The organism is Belnapia sp., from assembly GCF_059504005.1.
This window is the reverse complement of sequence record NZ_JCACHU010000173.1, coordinates 1-14,968: the sequence shown is the minus strand read 5'-3', so window position 1 is coordinate 14,968 and position 14,968 is coordinate 1. Positions and strand designations below refer to the sequence as shown.

The 14,968-nt window shown below is 65.0% G+C and carries 10 protein-coding genes and 3 pseudogenes; 6 read left to right on the top strand and 7 right to left on the bottom strand.

The window, feature by feature from the left end:
- Nucleotides 1-536 precede the first annotated feature (536 nt).
- Nucleotides 537-1,454: an AMP-binding protein gene (locus tag AC5JJ1_RS27565; RefSeq protein WP_495788326.1), complete on the bottom strand. Its 918-nt coding sequence runs from the start codon at nt 1,452-1,454 to the stop codon at nt 537-539.
- The gene (locus tag AC5JJ1_RS27560) at nt 1,367-2,182 is read right to left on the bottom strand and encodes an AMP-binding protein (RefSeq protein ID WP_495788325.1); all 816 of its coding nucleotides are present in this window, start codon (nt 2,180-2,182) and stop codon (nt 1,367-1,369) included. The genes AC5JJ1_RS27565 and AC5JJ1_RS27560 overlap by 88 nt, the downstream gene beginning before the upstream one ends.
- 359 nt (nt 2,183-2,541) lie before the next feature.
- On the opposite strand from AC5JJ1_RS27560, the pseudogene AC5JJ1_RS27555 reads away from it, so the two are divergent.
- A pseudogene (locus tag AC5JJ1_RS27555) lies at nt 2,542-3,916 on the top strand (transposase).
- 270 nt (nt 3,917-4,186) lie between these two features.
- Here AC5JJ1_RS27555 and AC5JJ1_RS27550 read toward each other — a convergent pair.
- Together AC5JJ1_RS27550 and AC5JJ1_RS27545 are read right to left on the bottom strand one after the other, a co-directional pair.
- Nucleotides 4,187-5,221 (bottom strand): methyltransferase, encoded by a 1,035-nt coding sequence (locus tag AC5JJ1_RS27550; protein ID WP_495788324.1) that lies wholly within the window; start codon nt 5,219-5,221, stop codon nt 4,187-4,189.
- Between the two features lie 448 nt (nt 5,222-5,669).
- The gene (locus AC5JJ1_RS27545) at nt 5,670-6,422 is read right to left on the bottom strand and encodes a transporter substrate-binding domain-containing protein (RefSeq protein WP_495788323.1); all 753 of its coding nucleotides are present in this window, start codon (nt 6,420-6,422) and stop codon (nt 5,670-5,672) included.
- Between the two features lie 346 nt (nt 6,423-6,768).
- On the opposite strand from AC5JJ1_RS27545, the gene AC5JJ1_RS27540 reads away from it, so the two are divergent.
- The 4 genes and pseudogenes from AC5JJ1_RS27540 to AC5JJ1_RS27525 all read left to right on the top strand — a co-directional run bounded on the left by AC5JJ1_RS27540 (nt 6,769) and on the right by AC5JJ1_RS27525 (nt 10,678).
- Complete coding sequence (locus AC5JJ1_RS27540; RefSeq protein WP_495788322.1) at nt 6,769-7,410, top strand: tyrosine-type recombinase/integrase; 642 nt, start codon at nt 6,769-6,771, stop codon at nt 7,408-7,410.
- Nucleotides 7,411-7,672: 262 nt separating this feature from the next.
- Nucleotides 7,673-8,087 (top strand): annotated as a pseudogene (locus AC5JJ1_RS27535) (deaminase).
- 659 nt (nt 8,088-8,746) lie between these two features.
- Nucleotides 8,747-9,694 carry a helix-turn-helix transcriptional regulator gene (locus AC5JJ1_RS27530; RefSeq protein ID WP_495788321.1) on the top strand — a complete coding sequence of 316 codons (948 nt, stop codon included), beginning with the start codon at nt 8,747-8,749 and terminating at the stop codon, nt 9,692-9,694.
- A gap of 3 nt (nt 9,695-9,697) precedes the next feature.
- Complete coding sequence (locus AC5JJ1_RS27525; RefSeq protein ID WP_495788320.1) at nt 9,698-10,678, top strand: Bug family tripartite tricarboxylate transporter substrate binding protein; 981 nt, start codon at nt 9,698-9,700, stop codon at nt 10,676-10,678.
- A gap of 51 nt (nt 10,679-10,729) precedes the next feature.
- Here the strand turns inward: AC5JJ1_RS27525 and AC5JJ1_RS27520 are convergent, their stop codons facing one another.
- On the bottom strand, nt 10,730-12,109 hold the full coding sequence (locus tag AC5JJ1_RS27520) for an alpha/beta hydrolase family protein (RefSeq protein ID WP_495788319.1): 1,380 nt from the start codon (nt 12,107-12,109) through the stop codon (nt 10,730-10,732).
- 487 nt (nt 12,110-12,596) lie between these two features.
- Between AC5JJ1_RS27520 and AC5JJ1_RS27515 the strand changes: the two genes are divergently transcribed.
- Complete coding sequence (locus AC5JJ1_RS27515; protein ID WP_495788318.1) at nt 12,597-12,992, top strand: YybH family protein; 396 nt, start codon at nt 12,597-12,599, stop codon at nt 12,990-12,992.
- A 93-nt stretch (nt 12,993-13,085) separates the two neighbouring features.
- Here the strand turns inward: AC5JJ1_RS27515 and AC5JJ1_RS27510 are convergent, their stop codons facing one another.
- Together AC5JJ1_RS27510 and AC5JJ1_RS27505 are read right to left on the bottom strand one after the other, a co-directional pair.
- Nucleotides 13,086-13,754, bottom strand: coding sequence for an ABC transporter substrate-binding protein (locus tag AC5JJ1_RS27510; RefSeq protein ID WP_495788317.1), 669 nt, complete (start codon nt 13,752-13,754; stop codon nt 13,086-13,088).
- A 7-nt stretch (nt 13,755-13,761) separates the two neighbouring features.
- Nucleotides 13,762-14,172, bottom strand: a pseudogene (locus AC5JJ1_RS27505) (ABC transporter substrate-binding protein); the annotation flags it as partial.
- Nucleotides 14,173-14,968 lie beyond the last annotated feature (796 nt).

Below are 14,968 nucleotides of genomic sequence, written 5' to 3'. Positions count from 1 at the left end.
GCCGGGCCTTTGCCGGGCCGGTCTCCCGCCTGCTGGAGAATGTGGTGAGGCGCTTCATGACGACATGACGGGTGGTCAGGCAGCGACCGTCCAGAGCGGAGCAGCAGCCGGAGCACTCTGCATTTCCGATGACGACTGCAAGCCCTTGATTCGCGCACTGACCATTGCGCTTTTAGCTTCCCGGCAGTTCCTGCGCTGGGCCCTTGCATGGAAGGCATGCGCAGCGACCGGCATCCGATGTCGCATAAGGGTCATTGTGGTTACAAGCAGCGCCGTAAGCGCCATTTGTGCGCAACGCCACTGACCTGGTAGCCGCTCGCTGGTCAGGTACTTGGGTTGAGGTGACACGGCGGAAGTAGTCCGTCGGTTGCCATCTGGACGAGCCCGGCTTCCTGAAAGCGGACTAAGCGTGCTCGGCCCCCCGCTGACCGAGAGAGGCGGCCAGCGGGAAGCGGGCGCCGCCGGAACGGCGCAACCTGGCGCCATGGAGAAGCACGTCCCATCTCGAGGTCGAGGTCTGCTCAGTCCATGGCCTCTTACCGCAATAGGTAATCACCGTATTGCGCCCGCAGGGCCAGTTTGTTCAGCTTGCCGGTCGCGGTGTGCGGTAACTCGTCTACCACCACCACCGCATCTGGCAGCCACCAGCGCGCCACCGTGCCATCTTCATACAGCGCCAACACGCCAGCGGGATCGACCTCATGGCCAGGCCTCGGCACGACTAACAGCAGCGGCCGCTCCATCCATTTTGGATGCTGCGCGGCGATAATGGCCGCCTCCGCCACGTCAGGGTGGGACACGGCGATATTCTCCAGCGCAATGGAAGAGATCCACTCGCCCCCCGACTTGATCAGGTCCTTGGAGCGGTCGACCATCTCAGCATAGCCGTTCGGGTCGATGGTGGCCACGTCGCCCGTGTGGAACCAGCCCTCGGCGTCGGCGGCACCTTCGGAGCCACGGTGCAGGTATTCGCGGCAGACCCAGTGGCCACGTGCCTCCAGGTCGCCGAAAGCCACGCCGTCCCAGGGCAGTTCGCGTCGCTCCGCGTCCACGATGCGGATGTCGGTGCCGCAGACAGCGCGGCCCTGCTTCAGTCGGAGGCGCATTGCCTCTTCAGGCGACAAACCGAGCGTGGTGGGCCTCGGCGCATTCATGGCGACAAGCGGCCCGGTCTCGGTCATGCCCCAGGCCTGCTGTACCTCTGCGCCCTGGGCTGCGAGCTTCTCGATCATCACCCGAGGTACGGCGGAGCCACCACTGACCACCCGGCGCAGCGTGGCCAAGCGCTCGCCGCTGGCCTGCAAGTGCTGCAGGACTCCGAGCCAGATGGTCGGCACGCCGGCTGCGAAGGTGACCCGCTCCTCGTTCAGGAGCCGCGACAGGCTGGCGCCGTCCAGGTGCCGTCCAGGTGCCGTCCGGGCAAGATCAACGCGGCGCCCACCATGGGTGCGCAATAGGGGATGGCCCAACCCGCGGCATGGTACATGGAGGCGGCGGGCAGAACCCGATCCGTGGCGCGGAAGGCCAGATTCTCGGCCATGTTAGCTGCGTAGGCATGCAGCACCGAAGCGCGGTGGCTGTAGAGCACGCCCTTTGGCCGCCCGGTGGTGCCCGAGGTATAGCAGAGCGAGCAGGCCGATTCCTCGTCGAAGCTCGGCCAGGCCGGCTCTTCCTGCGCCTCGCGTATCAGTGCCTCGTAGGCGTACAGGGCAACGCCCGAGGGCAAGATAAGGTCCGCCGGCATCTCCGCCGCGTCGCAAAGCATCACCACGGCACGCAGCTCGGGCAGTTCCGGAGCGATCCGCGTCACCAGTGGGGCGAAGGCCAAGTCGGCGAATAACAAGCCATCGGCGGCGTCCCGCATGATGAAAACGATGTCGTCCGGCGCCAGGCGCGGGTTCACCGCGTGGCACACCGCCCCCATGCCAGAGATGCCGTAGTAGAGCTCCAGGTGGCGGAAATTGTTCCAAGCCATGGATGCCACACAATTGCCTGGACGCGCCCCGAGGCCACGCAGCACGGCTATCAGGCGGCGAGCGCGCCGCTCCACTTCGACATAGGTGGTGCGGTGCAGCGTTTCGTCCGGTAGCTTTGAGACCACCTCTGCCTCCGCATGGTGGCGGGCAGCGTGGGCGATGATGGATGAGAGCAGCAGGGGATGCTGCTGCATCAGGCCGAGCATGGGCGCCTCCCCGTTTTAGTTGCCACCAGCTTCAGGGTTTATCTGGATAGCAGAGGTGGACCGGCCCGGTTTGCCCGGACCGCATATTAGCTTGGCCCACCACGGTCGAAATGAGCCATCAGAATGTGGCCGGAGGCGCCGCCCTTTGGAGAAGGTTCGGTCGGCAACCGCCTCGACTGCCACTTGAGAAACGACTTGCCGTCCCCAGCCAATTATTGGCGGCAAGCTAGACATATGTCCGCTTTTCGCGTCCCGCACCGCTAAACCGATAGTCCGCTTTTGGCCGATTCCGTTGAAAAAGGTCGGTTGAGGCGCTGCGCTGCCGCTGTTCAGTCCTCCTGGTGGCGGAGGGTACGGCCATGATGGGCGAGCGGCAGGTCCGGCAGGAGGCGCTGTTTACGGCTTCAGCCTGGAGGAGCACGTCCCCACCGATCACCTACTGCGCTCGATCGACCGCTTCGTTGCGCTGAGCGACATCCGTCGGCAGCTCGAGCCCTACTACAGCGCAATCGGCCGTCCCTCGGTCGACCCCGAGCTGATGGTCCGCATGCTGCTGATCGGCTACTGCTGCGGCAGCCGGTCCGAGCGGCGGCTGTGCGCAGAGGTTCATTTGCACCTCGCCTATCGTCGGTTCTGCCGCCTTGGCCTGGACGGCGCCGTCCCGGACCACGCCACCTTCTCCAAGAACCGGCATGGCCGCTTCCGCGACAGCAACCTGCTGCGTCAGGTGTTCGAGGCAACGGTGCGCCGTTGCATGGCGGAGGGCATTGTTGGCGGCCAGGGCTTCGTGGTGGATGCCAGCATGATCCGGGCGGACGCGAACCGGCAGAAGGGCGTTGCCCGCCGCGAGGAGCTGAACACAGCGGACGCCAGCCGCGCTGTGGACGAGTACCTGGCCGTGCTCGACGACACCGCTTTCGGTGCGGCGACCGAGGTGCCGCCGAAGTTCGTCTCGCCCACCGACCCGGCTGCGCGCTGGACGGCAGCGGCCGCTGGCCCGGCCTGCTACGCCTACTGCGACAACTATCTGATCGACGCCGAGCACGCCGTGATCGTCGACGTCGAGGCCACCACGGCGGTACGCCAGGACGAGGTCGGCGCCGCGCAAACCATGCTGACCCGCACGGCCGAGACCTTCGACCTCTGGCCCGAGCGCCTGATCGCTGACACCGGCTACGGCTCGGCGGCCATGCTGGGCTGGCTGGCCCACGAGCAGGGCATCGAGCCGCATATCCGGTGTTCGACAAGTCGGAGCGCAAGGATGGCACCTTCAGCCGCTCCGACTTCATCTATGACCGCAAGCGCGACCTCTATATCTGCCCGGCCGGCAAGGAGCTGCTGCACTACCGGCGCCAGTTCGCGCGGCCCCGGCACGGCGTCGATGCCGACGGCCTCATGCGGTATCGCGCCACCAAGCACGACTGCGGCGTCTGCGCGCTGAAGCCCCGCTGCTGTCCGAACCGGCCAGCCCGCAAGATCCTGCGCTCCATCCACGAAGGCGCCCGCGACATGGCGCGCGACATCGCCGAGACCGAGGCCTACGCGGTCTCAAGGCGGTAGCGAAAGAAGGTCGAGATGCTATTCGCCCACCTCAAGCGCATCCTCGGTCTGGCCCGCCTGCGACTGCGGGGCCCGAACGGTGCCCGCGACGAGTTCTATTTGGCGGCGGCGGCCCAGAACCTCCGCGAGCTGGCCAAGCTGATCCCGCTACCAGCGCCAGCGCCCGCTGGCTGAACGCCGGGGCGGCAATCGCCATCTGCCACGGTCGCGGGGCCTCGATCCGGCAGGTCCGAACAGCGCCTTTTTCAACAGAATTGGTGGGAAGCAGACATACGTGTGCGGCCCGTTGAGGCTGCTCAGCGCCCAACTCGGCCGTCCACTCGCCGTTATCACCTCCTTGAAAGCGGACATGGTTTCTCGGCAGATCGATGCCCGGCTTCGGTGGCAAGCGGACGTTCAAACCGCGCGGCTGCCTCAAGCCCTTGGTCACTGGCGGTGCGGACATCAAGGTTTATGCGCAGCGCCACCGCGTGGGACGGCTTCCACGATGGCCTGCCCGACCCTCGTGGGAACGACGCGAGCGAGGTCGAAGCCCGCCACATCGAGCAATGTCCTGTACTCCTCGGCCGTTCGCTCGCGCGCGCCCAACAGCACGAGCATGTGGAGGTCGAGCCACTTTCCGAACGACGGCTCCTCGCCCGTCGGCAAGACAAGTTCTATCACGAGGAGCTTCCCATGCGGCGGCATCGCACGGCGGCATTGCCGGAGGATAGCGATGCTGCGCTTGTCGTCCCAGTCATGCAGGATCTGGGAGAGCACGTACGCGTCCCCGCCCGCCGGGACCTCGGTGAAGAAGTCCCCTCCTACAGCCCAGCACCGATCCGCCAAGCCCGCGGACGCCAGGTGCGGCCCCGCGGCGGCAGCCACGTGCGGCTGGTCGAACAGGATCCCGCTCGCGCTCTGGTTGCCGCGAAGGACGGCGGCGAGCAGCGTCCCGTAGCTGCCTCCCACGTCCACGATCGTCTTGAAGGTCGAAAAGTCGTATGCCTCGGTAACGGCCTCGACTACCTGCGCCGTCCAGCCCGTCATGGCCTGGTTGAAGGTGCGGTCGGACTCGGGATTCCGAGCGAGGTAAGCAAAGTAGCTCATGCCGAACACGTCCTCGAAGGCGGTCTTCCCCGTCCGCACGCTGTGCAGCGCATTGCCCCAGGCTCGGTACTGTTCTTCCGCGTACATGATGGCGAGCGAACGCATGGAATCCGGCGTGTCGGTTTGCAGCAGCGCCGCGAGGGGCGTCAGCGCGTAGACGCCAGGGCTCGCCTCGGTGAAGACGCCCACGCTCGCCAGCGCGCGCAGTACCCGCCGGAGCGAGGCGGCATCGGCTTGGGCCGCCGCGGCCAGATGATCGACCGGTCGTGGCCCGTCGGCGAGGAGGTCGGCGACGCCCAGCTTGGCGGCGACGTACAGGGCCTGCGAGACCCAGTAGCCCGTCATCATCCCGAGCAGGGTGGCGGGCGGCGGTGGCGGGGCGGCGGCCATAGGTTCGTCGGGCACTGTTACGTCCCCCGTAGCCTCGTTGCCTTGCTAGGCTAGCCTTCGCCCATGCCGAGGTGCAATCCGCAACCCCCTTCGCCCAGCAATGGGCACAGAAGTCAGGGGTTCCGCACCGACCTGACTGCCCCGATGGCGAGGGGCTTACCCGTCGCGGGACTCCGGTGCCAAGATCCGGTTGAGGTCGGGAGCAGCCAGTTCGGCCCGCCCTACCCGCGGCCGCTGTGTCGGATGCGCCTCCAGACAGCGGACCTGCCGCTTTCGGCCAACTTAGGCCACCACCGGCCACGGCTGCTCAGCGCCCATGTCGGTCGTCGGCGGAGCGAAGGGGACTTCCCGTATGCCGGTGTAGAGGCTCCAGCCTCGACCGACCGAGAAGGGCGGTTTCCAGACCTTTGCCCAGGTCAGGCTCCCAGGTGGCGTAGCGCGGCTGGCGTCAGGCTCCCGTCGCTGGCCGGACCCCGCGCAGTCCAGCGCGAGCGATGGCACCTGCCACCAGGCCGTCGCGGAGTGCTGCCTCGACGAAGCGGTCGAGCGTGGACAGCGCCGCGGCGTTCTCCTTCGGCACAGCGACCGCCATACGCACCGTGCTGAACCGACCCCCGAGGACACCCGCGCCTGCCAGCGCATCGGCAATGCGGTGACAGATGTGCAGATTGTCGGCGTAGACGTCGGCCCGGTTCTCGGCGAGAGCCGCCCGCGCCGCCGCCTCGCCGCCGGGAATGCGCACGAGGGTTGCCTGACGAATGGACCGTGTCAGGACGGCGTCGGGGGCGGAGCCCTGCGCGACCGCGATGCGCAGGCCCGTCCGGTCGACCTCGTCGGCACGCCGTAGCCCTGTGCTGGGCCGGGCGACGTAGCCGCCATCGACCTCCATGAAGGGCCGGCTGAAGGCGAGTACGGCCTCACGGGATGGGTCCCGGGCGGCGAGGCCGACATCCCACTCATCACGGCCGATGCTCCCGTTGTAGCTAGCTGGATTGTCGTAGGGGAGCAGGCGCAGTGGCACGCCGAGGTACCGCGCCAGCGCCTCGGCCAACTCCACCGTGACGCCCCCTGGTGGCCCGCCCTCAATGCCGCGTGCGACCAGCACCGGGTTGGACGCGATGAGCGCGGCGCGCAGCACACCGCCGGGCGCGATCAACCTGGCGTCATCGGAGCCTGTTGCCATGGCGGGGCCGATCATCATCGCCGGCAGCAGCGCCAGGGCATTCCTCCGACCCATGCAGCCCAATAGATGGAGAGCCGTTCTCATTGCACCCTCGCGTCACCCGTTGGGACGGATCGCACACAGCGTCAAATCGTATACCACGGCGGCGCGGGTTGGTTGGGAGGGGTAGCCTCAGCTGCCCCTCGCAGCATCTACAACTGTCTGTGGTCAGCTCCGGGGCGAAACCGGCTGGTCGGGTTGCGATCGGCGCATGTCTGTTTTCGGCAGATCGGCCCCGGGCAGCGGCCTGACTGCCTCCGGCCAGCTTCTCGAGCTCCGACGCCATTCACCTCGTGCCGCGATCCCGCGGCTCAGGAGAGGCGTCGTGCAACGCCAGCAATCAAAGGTCCCGCTGCCACGTACACGGCCTGTCGTGGCGTGGAACAAGGGTCGCCTCATCGGTCCCAAGCCGACCCTCAAGCCGAAGCAGGTCTGGGCCATCCGCCTATATCTCCAACGCGAGCAGCGTATCCGCGACCTGGCGATGTTCGATTTGGCGATCGACAGCAAGGTCAGGGGCTGTGATCTCGTTCGCCTACAGATCGGCCAGCTGGTCGTGAATGCCACCGTTTGCCACCGTGCGACGATCACCCAGCAGAAAACGGGCCAGCCGGTGCAATTCGAGCTGACCGAAGGGACCCGCGATAGCCTGCTCGCCTGGCTAAACCACCGCGGCGGCGTGCTCGACGACTATGTCTTTCCCAGCCGAGCGAGGACGGGGGAGCACCTCAGCACCCGCCAGTATGCTCGCATGGTCTGCGATTGGGTCGAAGCCGCTGGCCTCGCCCGGTCAGCCTATGGCAATCACAGTCTGCGTCGGACGAAGGTCGCGCTCATCTACAAGCGTACGGGCAACTTGCGGGCTGTGCGGATCCTCCTCGGCCATACCAAGCTCGAGAGCACGGTGCGGTATCTCGGCGTCGATGTCGAGGATGCGCTGACGTTGTCTGAAGCGACCGAGATCTGATCCGCGCGCAAAGCCGCGACACATCATCCGCCTGGGACGAGAGCCGGCCCGGGCGGGACTTCGGACTCGCGCCCATCCCCGACATCTCAATGGCTGGGCAGCCTCCCAGGTAGCGGACATAGACCTCTGATTGCCGACCACCTGAGATAGCGAGTGCAGATCTTCTGACCCTCGATTAGACGCCAGCCAGGGAGTAGGCGAGGGTGCCTATGTCGAAGGAGTAGAAACACCCCCTCCTGCGCCCGGTTGGTCCTCAACTCGGCTGATCGATACACTCTTAAGGTGGCAAAGCAGGAGCGCCACGACCAAGGTCGGCTGCGCCGTGGTTGACGACGATCGTCGGGTCCGGGTTACTGGCTACAACGGTTTCCCGCGCGGAGTGACCGACCTACCAGAGCGCCTTGCCGATCGTCCAACGAAGCTGCTCCTCTCCGTGCACGCCGAGGCCAATGCGGTCGCCACAGCTGCGCGCTCGGGTGTCGCTCACTGGATGCACGGCCTACATCACCCATCCGCCATGCGCGGCATGTGCAGCCTCGCTGGTCCAGGCAGGAATTCAGCGCGTCGTGTTCCAGGGCCAGTTGCGGGCCGAGTGGGCAGACAGCGAGGCGGCAGGACGTCTGCTCATGGACGAGGCGGGCGTGGCTTGGCAGCGTGGGGTGACGACCGACGCGTGAGAGCATGCGTCCTGAACTGACCTGCCCGCCTAGAAGCGGCCCGCCGGTAATGTAGTCCAGCGGCAGCGATGAGGCGCTTGGGTTTAGTAGTCCAGGTTCAGCGTTGGCCTTCGCCGTGTCACCTCGCCCCTGACGGCCGGATGCGTCATGGTACACCTCGATGTTGTAAGCAGAACTACTATCCCGGTCAGGGTTCGAGTTCTTACAACCACCAGGTGTGCGATTTCGTAATGAGACTTTACAGTTAGTTTCATAGGGAGGAATACGTCCTAAGAAACATGAAGCGTCAAGTGAGCTTGACCGAGGTGGCCTTCGAGGAGAACTAATGTCGCGCTCAAGGTGCCTAGGCATGCCATGCCATGCAATGCTGGAGGTTACCATGTGTACCAAGCCAGCCTGGAAGCCGGTGACTCGGATATCCGTGTGGCTCATTGGCAAAGCTGCTTCCGGTTGCAGCACGGCTCAAAGCCATGTCGGCCGCACGTGAACCACCCGACGCTCTCATCGATCAGTTGTACGACGCAGCTGCAGGGCTTTGCGACTGGCATGAGGTGCTGGCTAACGTCGCTAGGCTGTTGGGCGGATCAGCTGCTGTCCTGGGGATCGTCGGACCACGCTGCCCCGCCAGGATCGTCCATGTTGGTGTTGATCCCGCCTATATGACCCGCTACGTGGAGCGATATGGGGGACGTAATGAATTAGCATTGCGCTCGGCAGCCTATCCGATCGGCAGTGTGCTCACCATTGAGAGCCTTATGCCAAAGGCCGACTTCCTGCGAACGGCCTTTTATGACGAGTGTTTGCGGCCGCAGGGTCTGCGCTCGCTGATCAATTTGCGCGCCGCTCGCGGCGCATCTGGTGCTGTTGCCAACGTCTGCGTGCTGCGCACGGGAAAGGAAGGCGAGTTCAGCACGGAGGACGCCGAAGATTTTTCACGGCTCGCACCGCACTTGCGGCGCGCAGTCATGGTCCATGCTCGCCTTACCGAAGCTGAGGGCGAGCGGCGCGCTTTGACCGAAACACTCGAACGACTACCGCGAGTGGCTTTCCTTGTGGACGCGGCTGCAACTGTGCGTCTGGCCAATGCAGCGGGAACCGCCCTCCTCGCCGCGCGAGACGGGCTGCGGGTCGATCTCAGCGATGGCAGCGCATTACGAGCGGACCAGCCCGCAGAGACTATCCAGCTCCGTCATCTGATCGCGGCGATGGTGCTCAATCCGGGTGGGAATCCGCCGTTTAATGGGCAGCTCTGCGTATCCCGCCCATTTCCCAAGCCCCCCCTCGTGGTCACTGCAGTTCCCCTAAGTGCCGCTCGCGCGGCCGCAGCTGGCTTGCCTCCGCTCGCTATGGCACTTCTTCTGGTGACCGATCCCGACCAGCGAGCAGCATCCCCACCTCCAGCCCTGCTTCGCAAAACCTTCGGGCTGACTCGGACTGAGGCGGAGGTTGCCACGCGCGCGGCCACAGGTGAGGGGGTGCCCGCGCTGGCGTCCTCGCTTGGCATTTCCCAAGGCACCGCGCGGCTGCACTTGCACCGCATCTTCGAGAAAATCGGCGTGCACCGGCAGGCGGAGTTAGCCGCGGTGCTAGCCCGGCTCGGATCTTAGGCCATGCTGACCCGCGTCCAGGCGCTTGGTCTTGCGACGAGCGCCACAGTTTGGGCGGTTCTGCCCGCAGCCGCGCAACGGACGGCCGCCAATGCTTGGCCCCGCCGCCCTGTGCGTCTGATCTGCGCCGGTGCCCCTGGTTCTTCGCCGGATGTCGCAGCACGGCTCTATGCTGACCGACTGATGACGCAATGGGGTCAGGCTACGCCAGTCGAAAGTCATCCCGGCGCGGATGGAACGCTGGCGGTCGCGCATCTGCTGGCGCAACGCGACGGGCACGCTTTACTATTCTCTTTTGTCGCTGCGCTTACGGTTGCGCCGTTGCTGCAGGACCGGCTGCCGTTTGACCCAGGTGATGTGGCGCCGATCTCCTCAGGAATTGAGGATTTCGCGGTAGTTGTTGCAACACCGAAGCGGCCCGTGGCCAGCCTTGGCGATCTCGTTGGGTTGGCACGACGGCAACCTGGAGCGCTAAATTGGGCTGCTGGTGCCGGCGATATTTACATGAGTTTTCTAGGTTTCGTGCGCCATCATGCCTTAGATATGCACTACATCGCCTATCGAGCGCCCGCGCCTGCACTGCACGATTTGGCGGAGGGGCGTATTGATACATTGATGCTGCCGTTAGTGGCGGCGCTGCCTCAGGCTCGGGTCGGCCGATTGCGCATGCTCGCGATCGCTAATCCGAGGCGCTCACCCGCTGCGCCGGATGTGCCCACGGCGATCGAGGCAGGTTTCCCAGAGTTGACCTTCGAGGGGCGGCTTGGCTTCTTTGGTCCCGCATCCATGCCCAGCGATTTGCTGGAGAAAATAGCGAGCGATGTGCGCATGATCGCGGCTAACCCGGGCTTCGGCGAACGCTTGCAATCTCTTGGAATGGTCGCGCGTGCCGATGGTCCAGCTGAGTTTAGTGCACATATCGAGGCTGAGCGGGTGCGATGGGCGGAGCGGGCACGCACCTACGGATCGCGCCCACTGCGATAGCATCGCGTCAAGCTCGGCTAGCCGCCACTGGCCAGCACGGCGCAACAGCCGTCAGCGCCGCTCGGCGTTCTGCGGCACTAGGCCAGGAGGCGCCGTGACGAAGGTTACACGGAGTTGCAGCGGCTCTCCCCTCACTAGGTGCAAGAAGCGGCCATCCGAGAGCACCTCGCCGCAGCCATGCCGAGTGGTGCAGAGATGATCATTTTCAACCCGCCAGCGCCAGTCTGCCAGGCGCCGCTCCCCGCGGTACAGATCGAAATAGGACACCACCCCATCCTCCCTCCAACGACTTAAGACATTTCTTCTCGGAAACCATTCGGTTGCGCGTAAGCTTCGCCCACCGAAGACGGCCACGATTTCCGGCCCGCTGAGCCGCCTGCCCTTCGGCTGGAGAATGGGCGTGCCGGACCGCAATGCCTGGAGCAGTCGGTCGGCCGGCACGCCCGTGGCGCAAGCATGTGCTATTTCCATGCCGCGGCTTGCGGTGTGATGATGGCTTTCGATGCTGCCGCCCAATTCGGTGCGTTCAGAGCCGGCGACCTCAGCACTAAAGGCGTGAAGGCCGGCGCGCTTGGCAGCAGCCACCCACAATTCCCAGGCATCAGCGGGCACGTTCCGGTCGCGGCGATCGCCGATCACAAAGATGTCCGCGTTTGACTGTATGCTGCCGACCGAACGCATGGGGTCCGCCAAGTCGTCGCGATGCGCTGCGAAATAGTCCGAGGTTTGCCCGTCCTGTCGCCGGTAGTACTGGGCAAAGTCGAGCGGCGCCGAGCCAATCACCGCGCAGCGGATGTCGGTTCGCAGGCTTAGCAAGTTTGCAACGATGGCTCCACCCGAGGAGAAACCAAACAGCGTAAGTCCGGCAAACCTGTAGCGCTGCTGCAGCTGTGTCAACGCATCATTCAGCAACGCGACCTCCATCTTGGAATGCCGGTCTCGCGCGTGGTTGCCGGAAGATCCATGCATGCCGGGTCGCGCCATCAGGATCACTGGCATCCCGCCCATGGCGCCACTCAGTGCATCGGCGCCATAGTCCCGCGTCTCCGGCGATAGTTCATAATACTCACTGGCCCGCTGGATGACCGGTATGCCACCAAGGTAGCCGTAGGATGCGCCACCCGGGTCGCCTGGGACGTAGATTAACGCGGTGCGACCCGATCCCAGTGTTCCACCTTGGGCGTAGCGCAGACATTCATGCCGGTCACCAGCGCTGACCCAAAGCCCGTCCGGCAGTGCGCGACAGGCTGTCTCAGTTGTGGTCGCACCGCTCATCAGACCCTCCCGACTAAAGGTATCGGCGGAAAAGCCGGACGGTGCGGTTGTCATTTGCAGCAACCGGTTGGTCGCCTCGCTGCATCCAGCGGCTGCTAGCAAGAGCAGCACTAAATAACACCTTCGAAGCAGCCATTTGGAACAGTGCTCCACCATGACATACCCATCCCTGGTTTTTAAGAGTCGCAATTTTAAACGATAATCGTTTGCTATGATGAAAAAATACAGTGCTGTGTTTTATATGATTTCTGATTTGGTGCGCTGTTTCGATGGCCTGTTGGCAGGAATGGCGCAAAACCTGAGGAAGGAAAAGTGACCGAACGGGGCACTGCGGCCAGAAGGCTGGCGTAGCACTTCGACTCTGCAGTGGAGTCCCGGATTTGCTGGCCATGCTGCGGCCTTTTGCCTCGTTCGGCAGAACTGGCGCTTTAACGTATCCCGTAGCTGAGGCTTCTCAGAGCCCGCTTCAGAATGCCACCGCAACGGCTGGTTCCGACCCGACGCCGACTCTCGGCTTCCAAGCCGGGTGCCCGGAGTCGTAGAGAAGCCTGTCGGCTTAAGCCTTCGGGCGCCCGAGGGGAAAGACATGGCGCAACGAGACGTCACTGAGGCGGAGGTAGCCGCGCTTGTAGAGCGGTGCGGGTTGGCCAACGCCGCCTTTATGCGCGGCGACATGACGGGCTATCTCGCGCTGATCAGCCACACCGACGACTACACGCTCATGGCGCCATTCGGCGGAGCGCCGACGCACGGCTTCGACGCGTCGAGTGAGCGCCTGAGCGTGATGGCGCGCTTCTTCCGAGCCGGCAAGACCGAACTGGAGGTGGTGCGAAGCTTCGCCTCTGGGGATATGGTGGTCCTCGTGGTTATCGAACGGCAGCGGGCCGAGGTCGGCGGCCTGCCCGAACAGGACTGGTCTCTGCGCGTGACCCTGGTCTGTCGCCGCGTGGGAGGCGACTGGAAGCTTGCACACCGCCATGCCGATCCTCTCGTAAACGTAATCAGCTTGGAGCAGGCCGCTGCAATCGCCCGTGGTTGATCCTCAGCCGCCCGGTCCAGGCGTATGTCCGCTCCCCGCCCACTCCCGCGGTAGCCCGGCCGGCGGGCCTGCTACCGCGGAGTCCGACGCGCCCTAGACATTGGCGCCCTCGATGATGTCGCCGAATCGTTCCCAGGTTCCGCCGGTCCAGCGTGCCAACTGCATCTGGCGGATCGGTCGATAGTTCGTGGGCGAAGTGTCGAGAGCGATCCCGGGCAGCAACGTCGCTGCCACAAAGCCCTTCAGACTCGTCGCCTGCCGCATGATGTTCACGCGGCTGACGTCCTGCCCGCACTGTTGCAGGACCTGCAGCAGGGTTTGCCCCACCGCATAGGCGTAGATGAAGAAGCCTTCCTTCAGGTCGCCCTCCGGCATGTAGCGCGCCATGAAGGCGCGCCACTCGTTCAGGCCGGGGTCGTTGGCCCAGGCCGGGTCGGTGCTGTCCTTGACGAACATCGCGGTGACGATGCCGGTACCGCGCGCGACGCCCGCAGGCTCCATGACCGCAGCGATCGAGGATGAGGTATAGGACAGGCAATGGAGCGGCCTCCACCCCAGGTCGGACACCCTCCGGATCGCCTGCGCTGCGAATTTTGGTGTGGCCGCCGTGACCAGTGCACTGGCACCGCCGTCGCGCAGCGCGACGATCTGGCTGTCGACGGTGGCGTCCGTGACTTCGTAGCCGGCCTCGCGTACCAAATCGCCGTAGCGCGCCGAGCACGTCCCGGAGGCCGGCGATGTAGTCCTTCCCAAAGTCGTCATTCTGGTAGAGGAGGCCGACCCGGGCGTCCGGCCGCTGCCGCAGCAGGTACTTGGCGTAGATCTGTGCCTCGGTGCGGAAACTGGGCTGCCAGCCGATGGTCCAAGGATACTCCCTGGGGTTGGCCCATTTGTCGGCGCCGGTGGAAAGGAACAGGTGCGGCACTGCACGTTGATTGAGGTAGCGCTGGATGGCGCTGTTGGTCGCCGTCCCGAGCGGATTGAACAGGCAAGCGACTCTGTCCTGCTCGATCAGGCGGCGCACCTGCTCAAGCGTCTTCGGAGGGCTGAAGCCGTCGTCGTAGCTGAGGAAGACGATGCGGCGGCCGGCGACGCCACCCTGCTCGTTGACCATTCTGAAGAACTGCTGGTGGCAGCGGCCGATCACGCCGTAGGCGCTGGCTGGCCCGCTGTACGGCATGGTGTTGCCGATGCGGATCTCGGTCGCTGTGACGCCCGGCATATCCTCGGCCCGAGCGATGGCGTGGACCGTCAGGGCGCCTGCAGATGCGGCGAGGATTTGCCTGCGCTGAAGCATATCGTCCTCCCGTTCGCACCGAAATGCTCCTCGCCCGCTCCTGCCAAGTTCCGGACCGGCCGGCGACGCTGGCCGGCCAAGGGCGGCGGCGTGCCGCTTGGCGCCTTGCCACCTGTCCTGGCGTTCGCAGGCTGCCTCGAGCCACGATGTGCAGCCTGCGCGTTCGCAGCAGGTCGCGGCAACCATTGTTTGCCCGCAGGATCATTCCCCTTGTCCGGCCTGCGATCGCGGACTGTCGCGCAGCATACCTTTATGACGAAGCCGAGCAGAATGTTCAGTCGAGGCGCCCGGCCTTAGGCTAGAGCGCGAGGCTGCTCCACCGGTACGCCGTCCGACATCGGAGCAAAGTGCTCCCATGGAGCCGGGGGCGAAGGTGCGGTGCCCTGGAAGCGCGGCCGCCCCGCCCACGCATAGGCTCTGGCGAGGCCAGCACCTACGGAGGGCTGAGTCCGCTCACCACCCATCTCGGACGTTCCGAAATCATTCTGAAACGGGCTCTCAGAGTTGGTGGCAAAGCCGCCGGATCCAACATGACGCGGCTAATCGGCAGCACAACAGTGGGACCTGCCGGCTGCGAGAGAAAGGCATGACAGAGCACACCAACAGGGCGTTTTTTCGCCCCCCGAGAGCCTGTTGCTGAATGGCCGGGCGTCGTCGTTTGAAGCGGTTCAGGATCGTG

What these genes read in the sequence shown, in the direction of transcription:
- AC5JJ1_RS27545 (WP_495788323.1), bottom strand. Translation starts at nt 6,422, where the DNA reads ATGATGATCGGCCCCGCCATGGCAACAGGCTCCGATGACGCCAGGTTG.
- AC5JJ1_RS27525 (WP_495788320.1), top strand. Translation starts at nt 9,698, where the DNA reads ATGCTGACCCGCGTCCAGGCGCTTGGTCTTGCGACGAGCGCCACAGTT.
- AC5JJ1_RS27520 (WP_495788319.1), bottom strand. Translation starts at nt 12,109, where the DNA reads ATGGTGGAGCACTGTTCCAAATGGCTGCTTCGAAGGTGTTATTTAGTG.
- AC5JJ1_RS27510 (WP_495788317.1), bottom strand. Translation starts at nt 13,754, where the DNA reads ATGACGACTTTGGGAAGGACTACATCGCCGGCCTCCGGGACGTGCTCG.
- AC5JJ1_RS27550 (WP_495788324.1), bottom strand. Translation starts at nt 5,221, where the DNA reads ATGGCCGCCGCCCCGCCACCGCCGCCCGCCACCCTGCTCGGGATGATG.
- AC5JJ1_RS27560 (WP_495788325.1), bottom strand. Translation starts at nt 2,182, where the DNA reads ATGCTCGGCCTGATGCAGCAGCATCCCCTGCTGCTCTCATCCATCATC.
- AC5JJ1_RS27530 (WP_495788321.1), top strand. Translation starts at nt 8,747, where the DNA reads ATGACCCGCTACGTGGAGCGATATGGGGGACGTAATGAATTAGCATTG.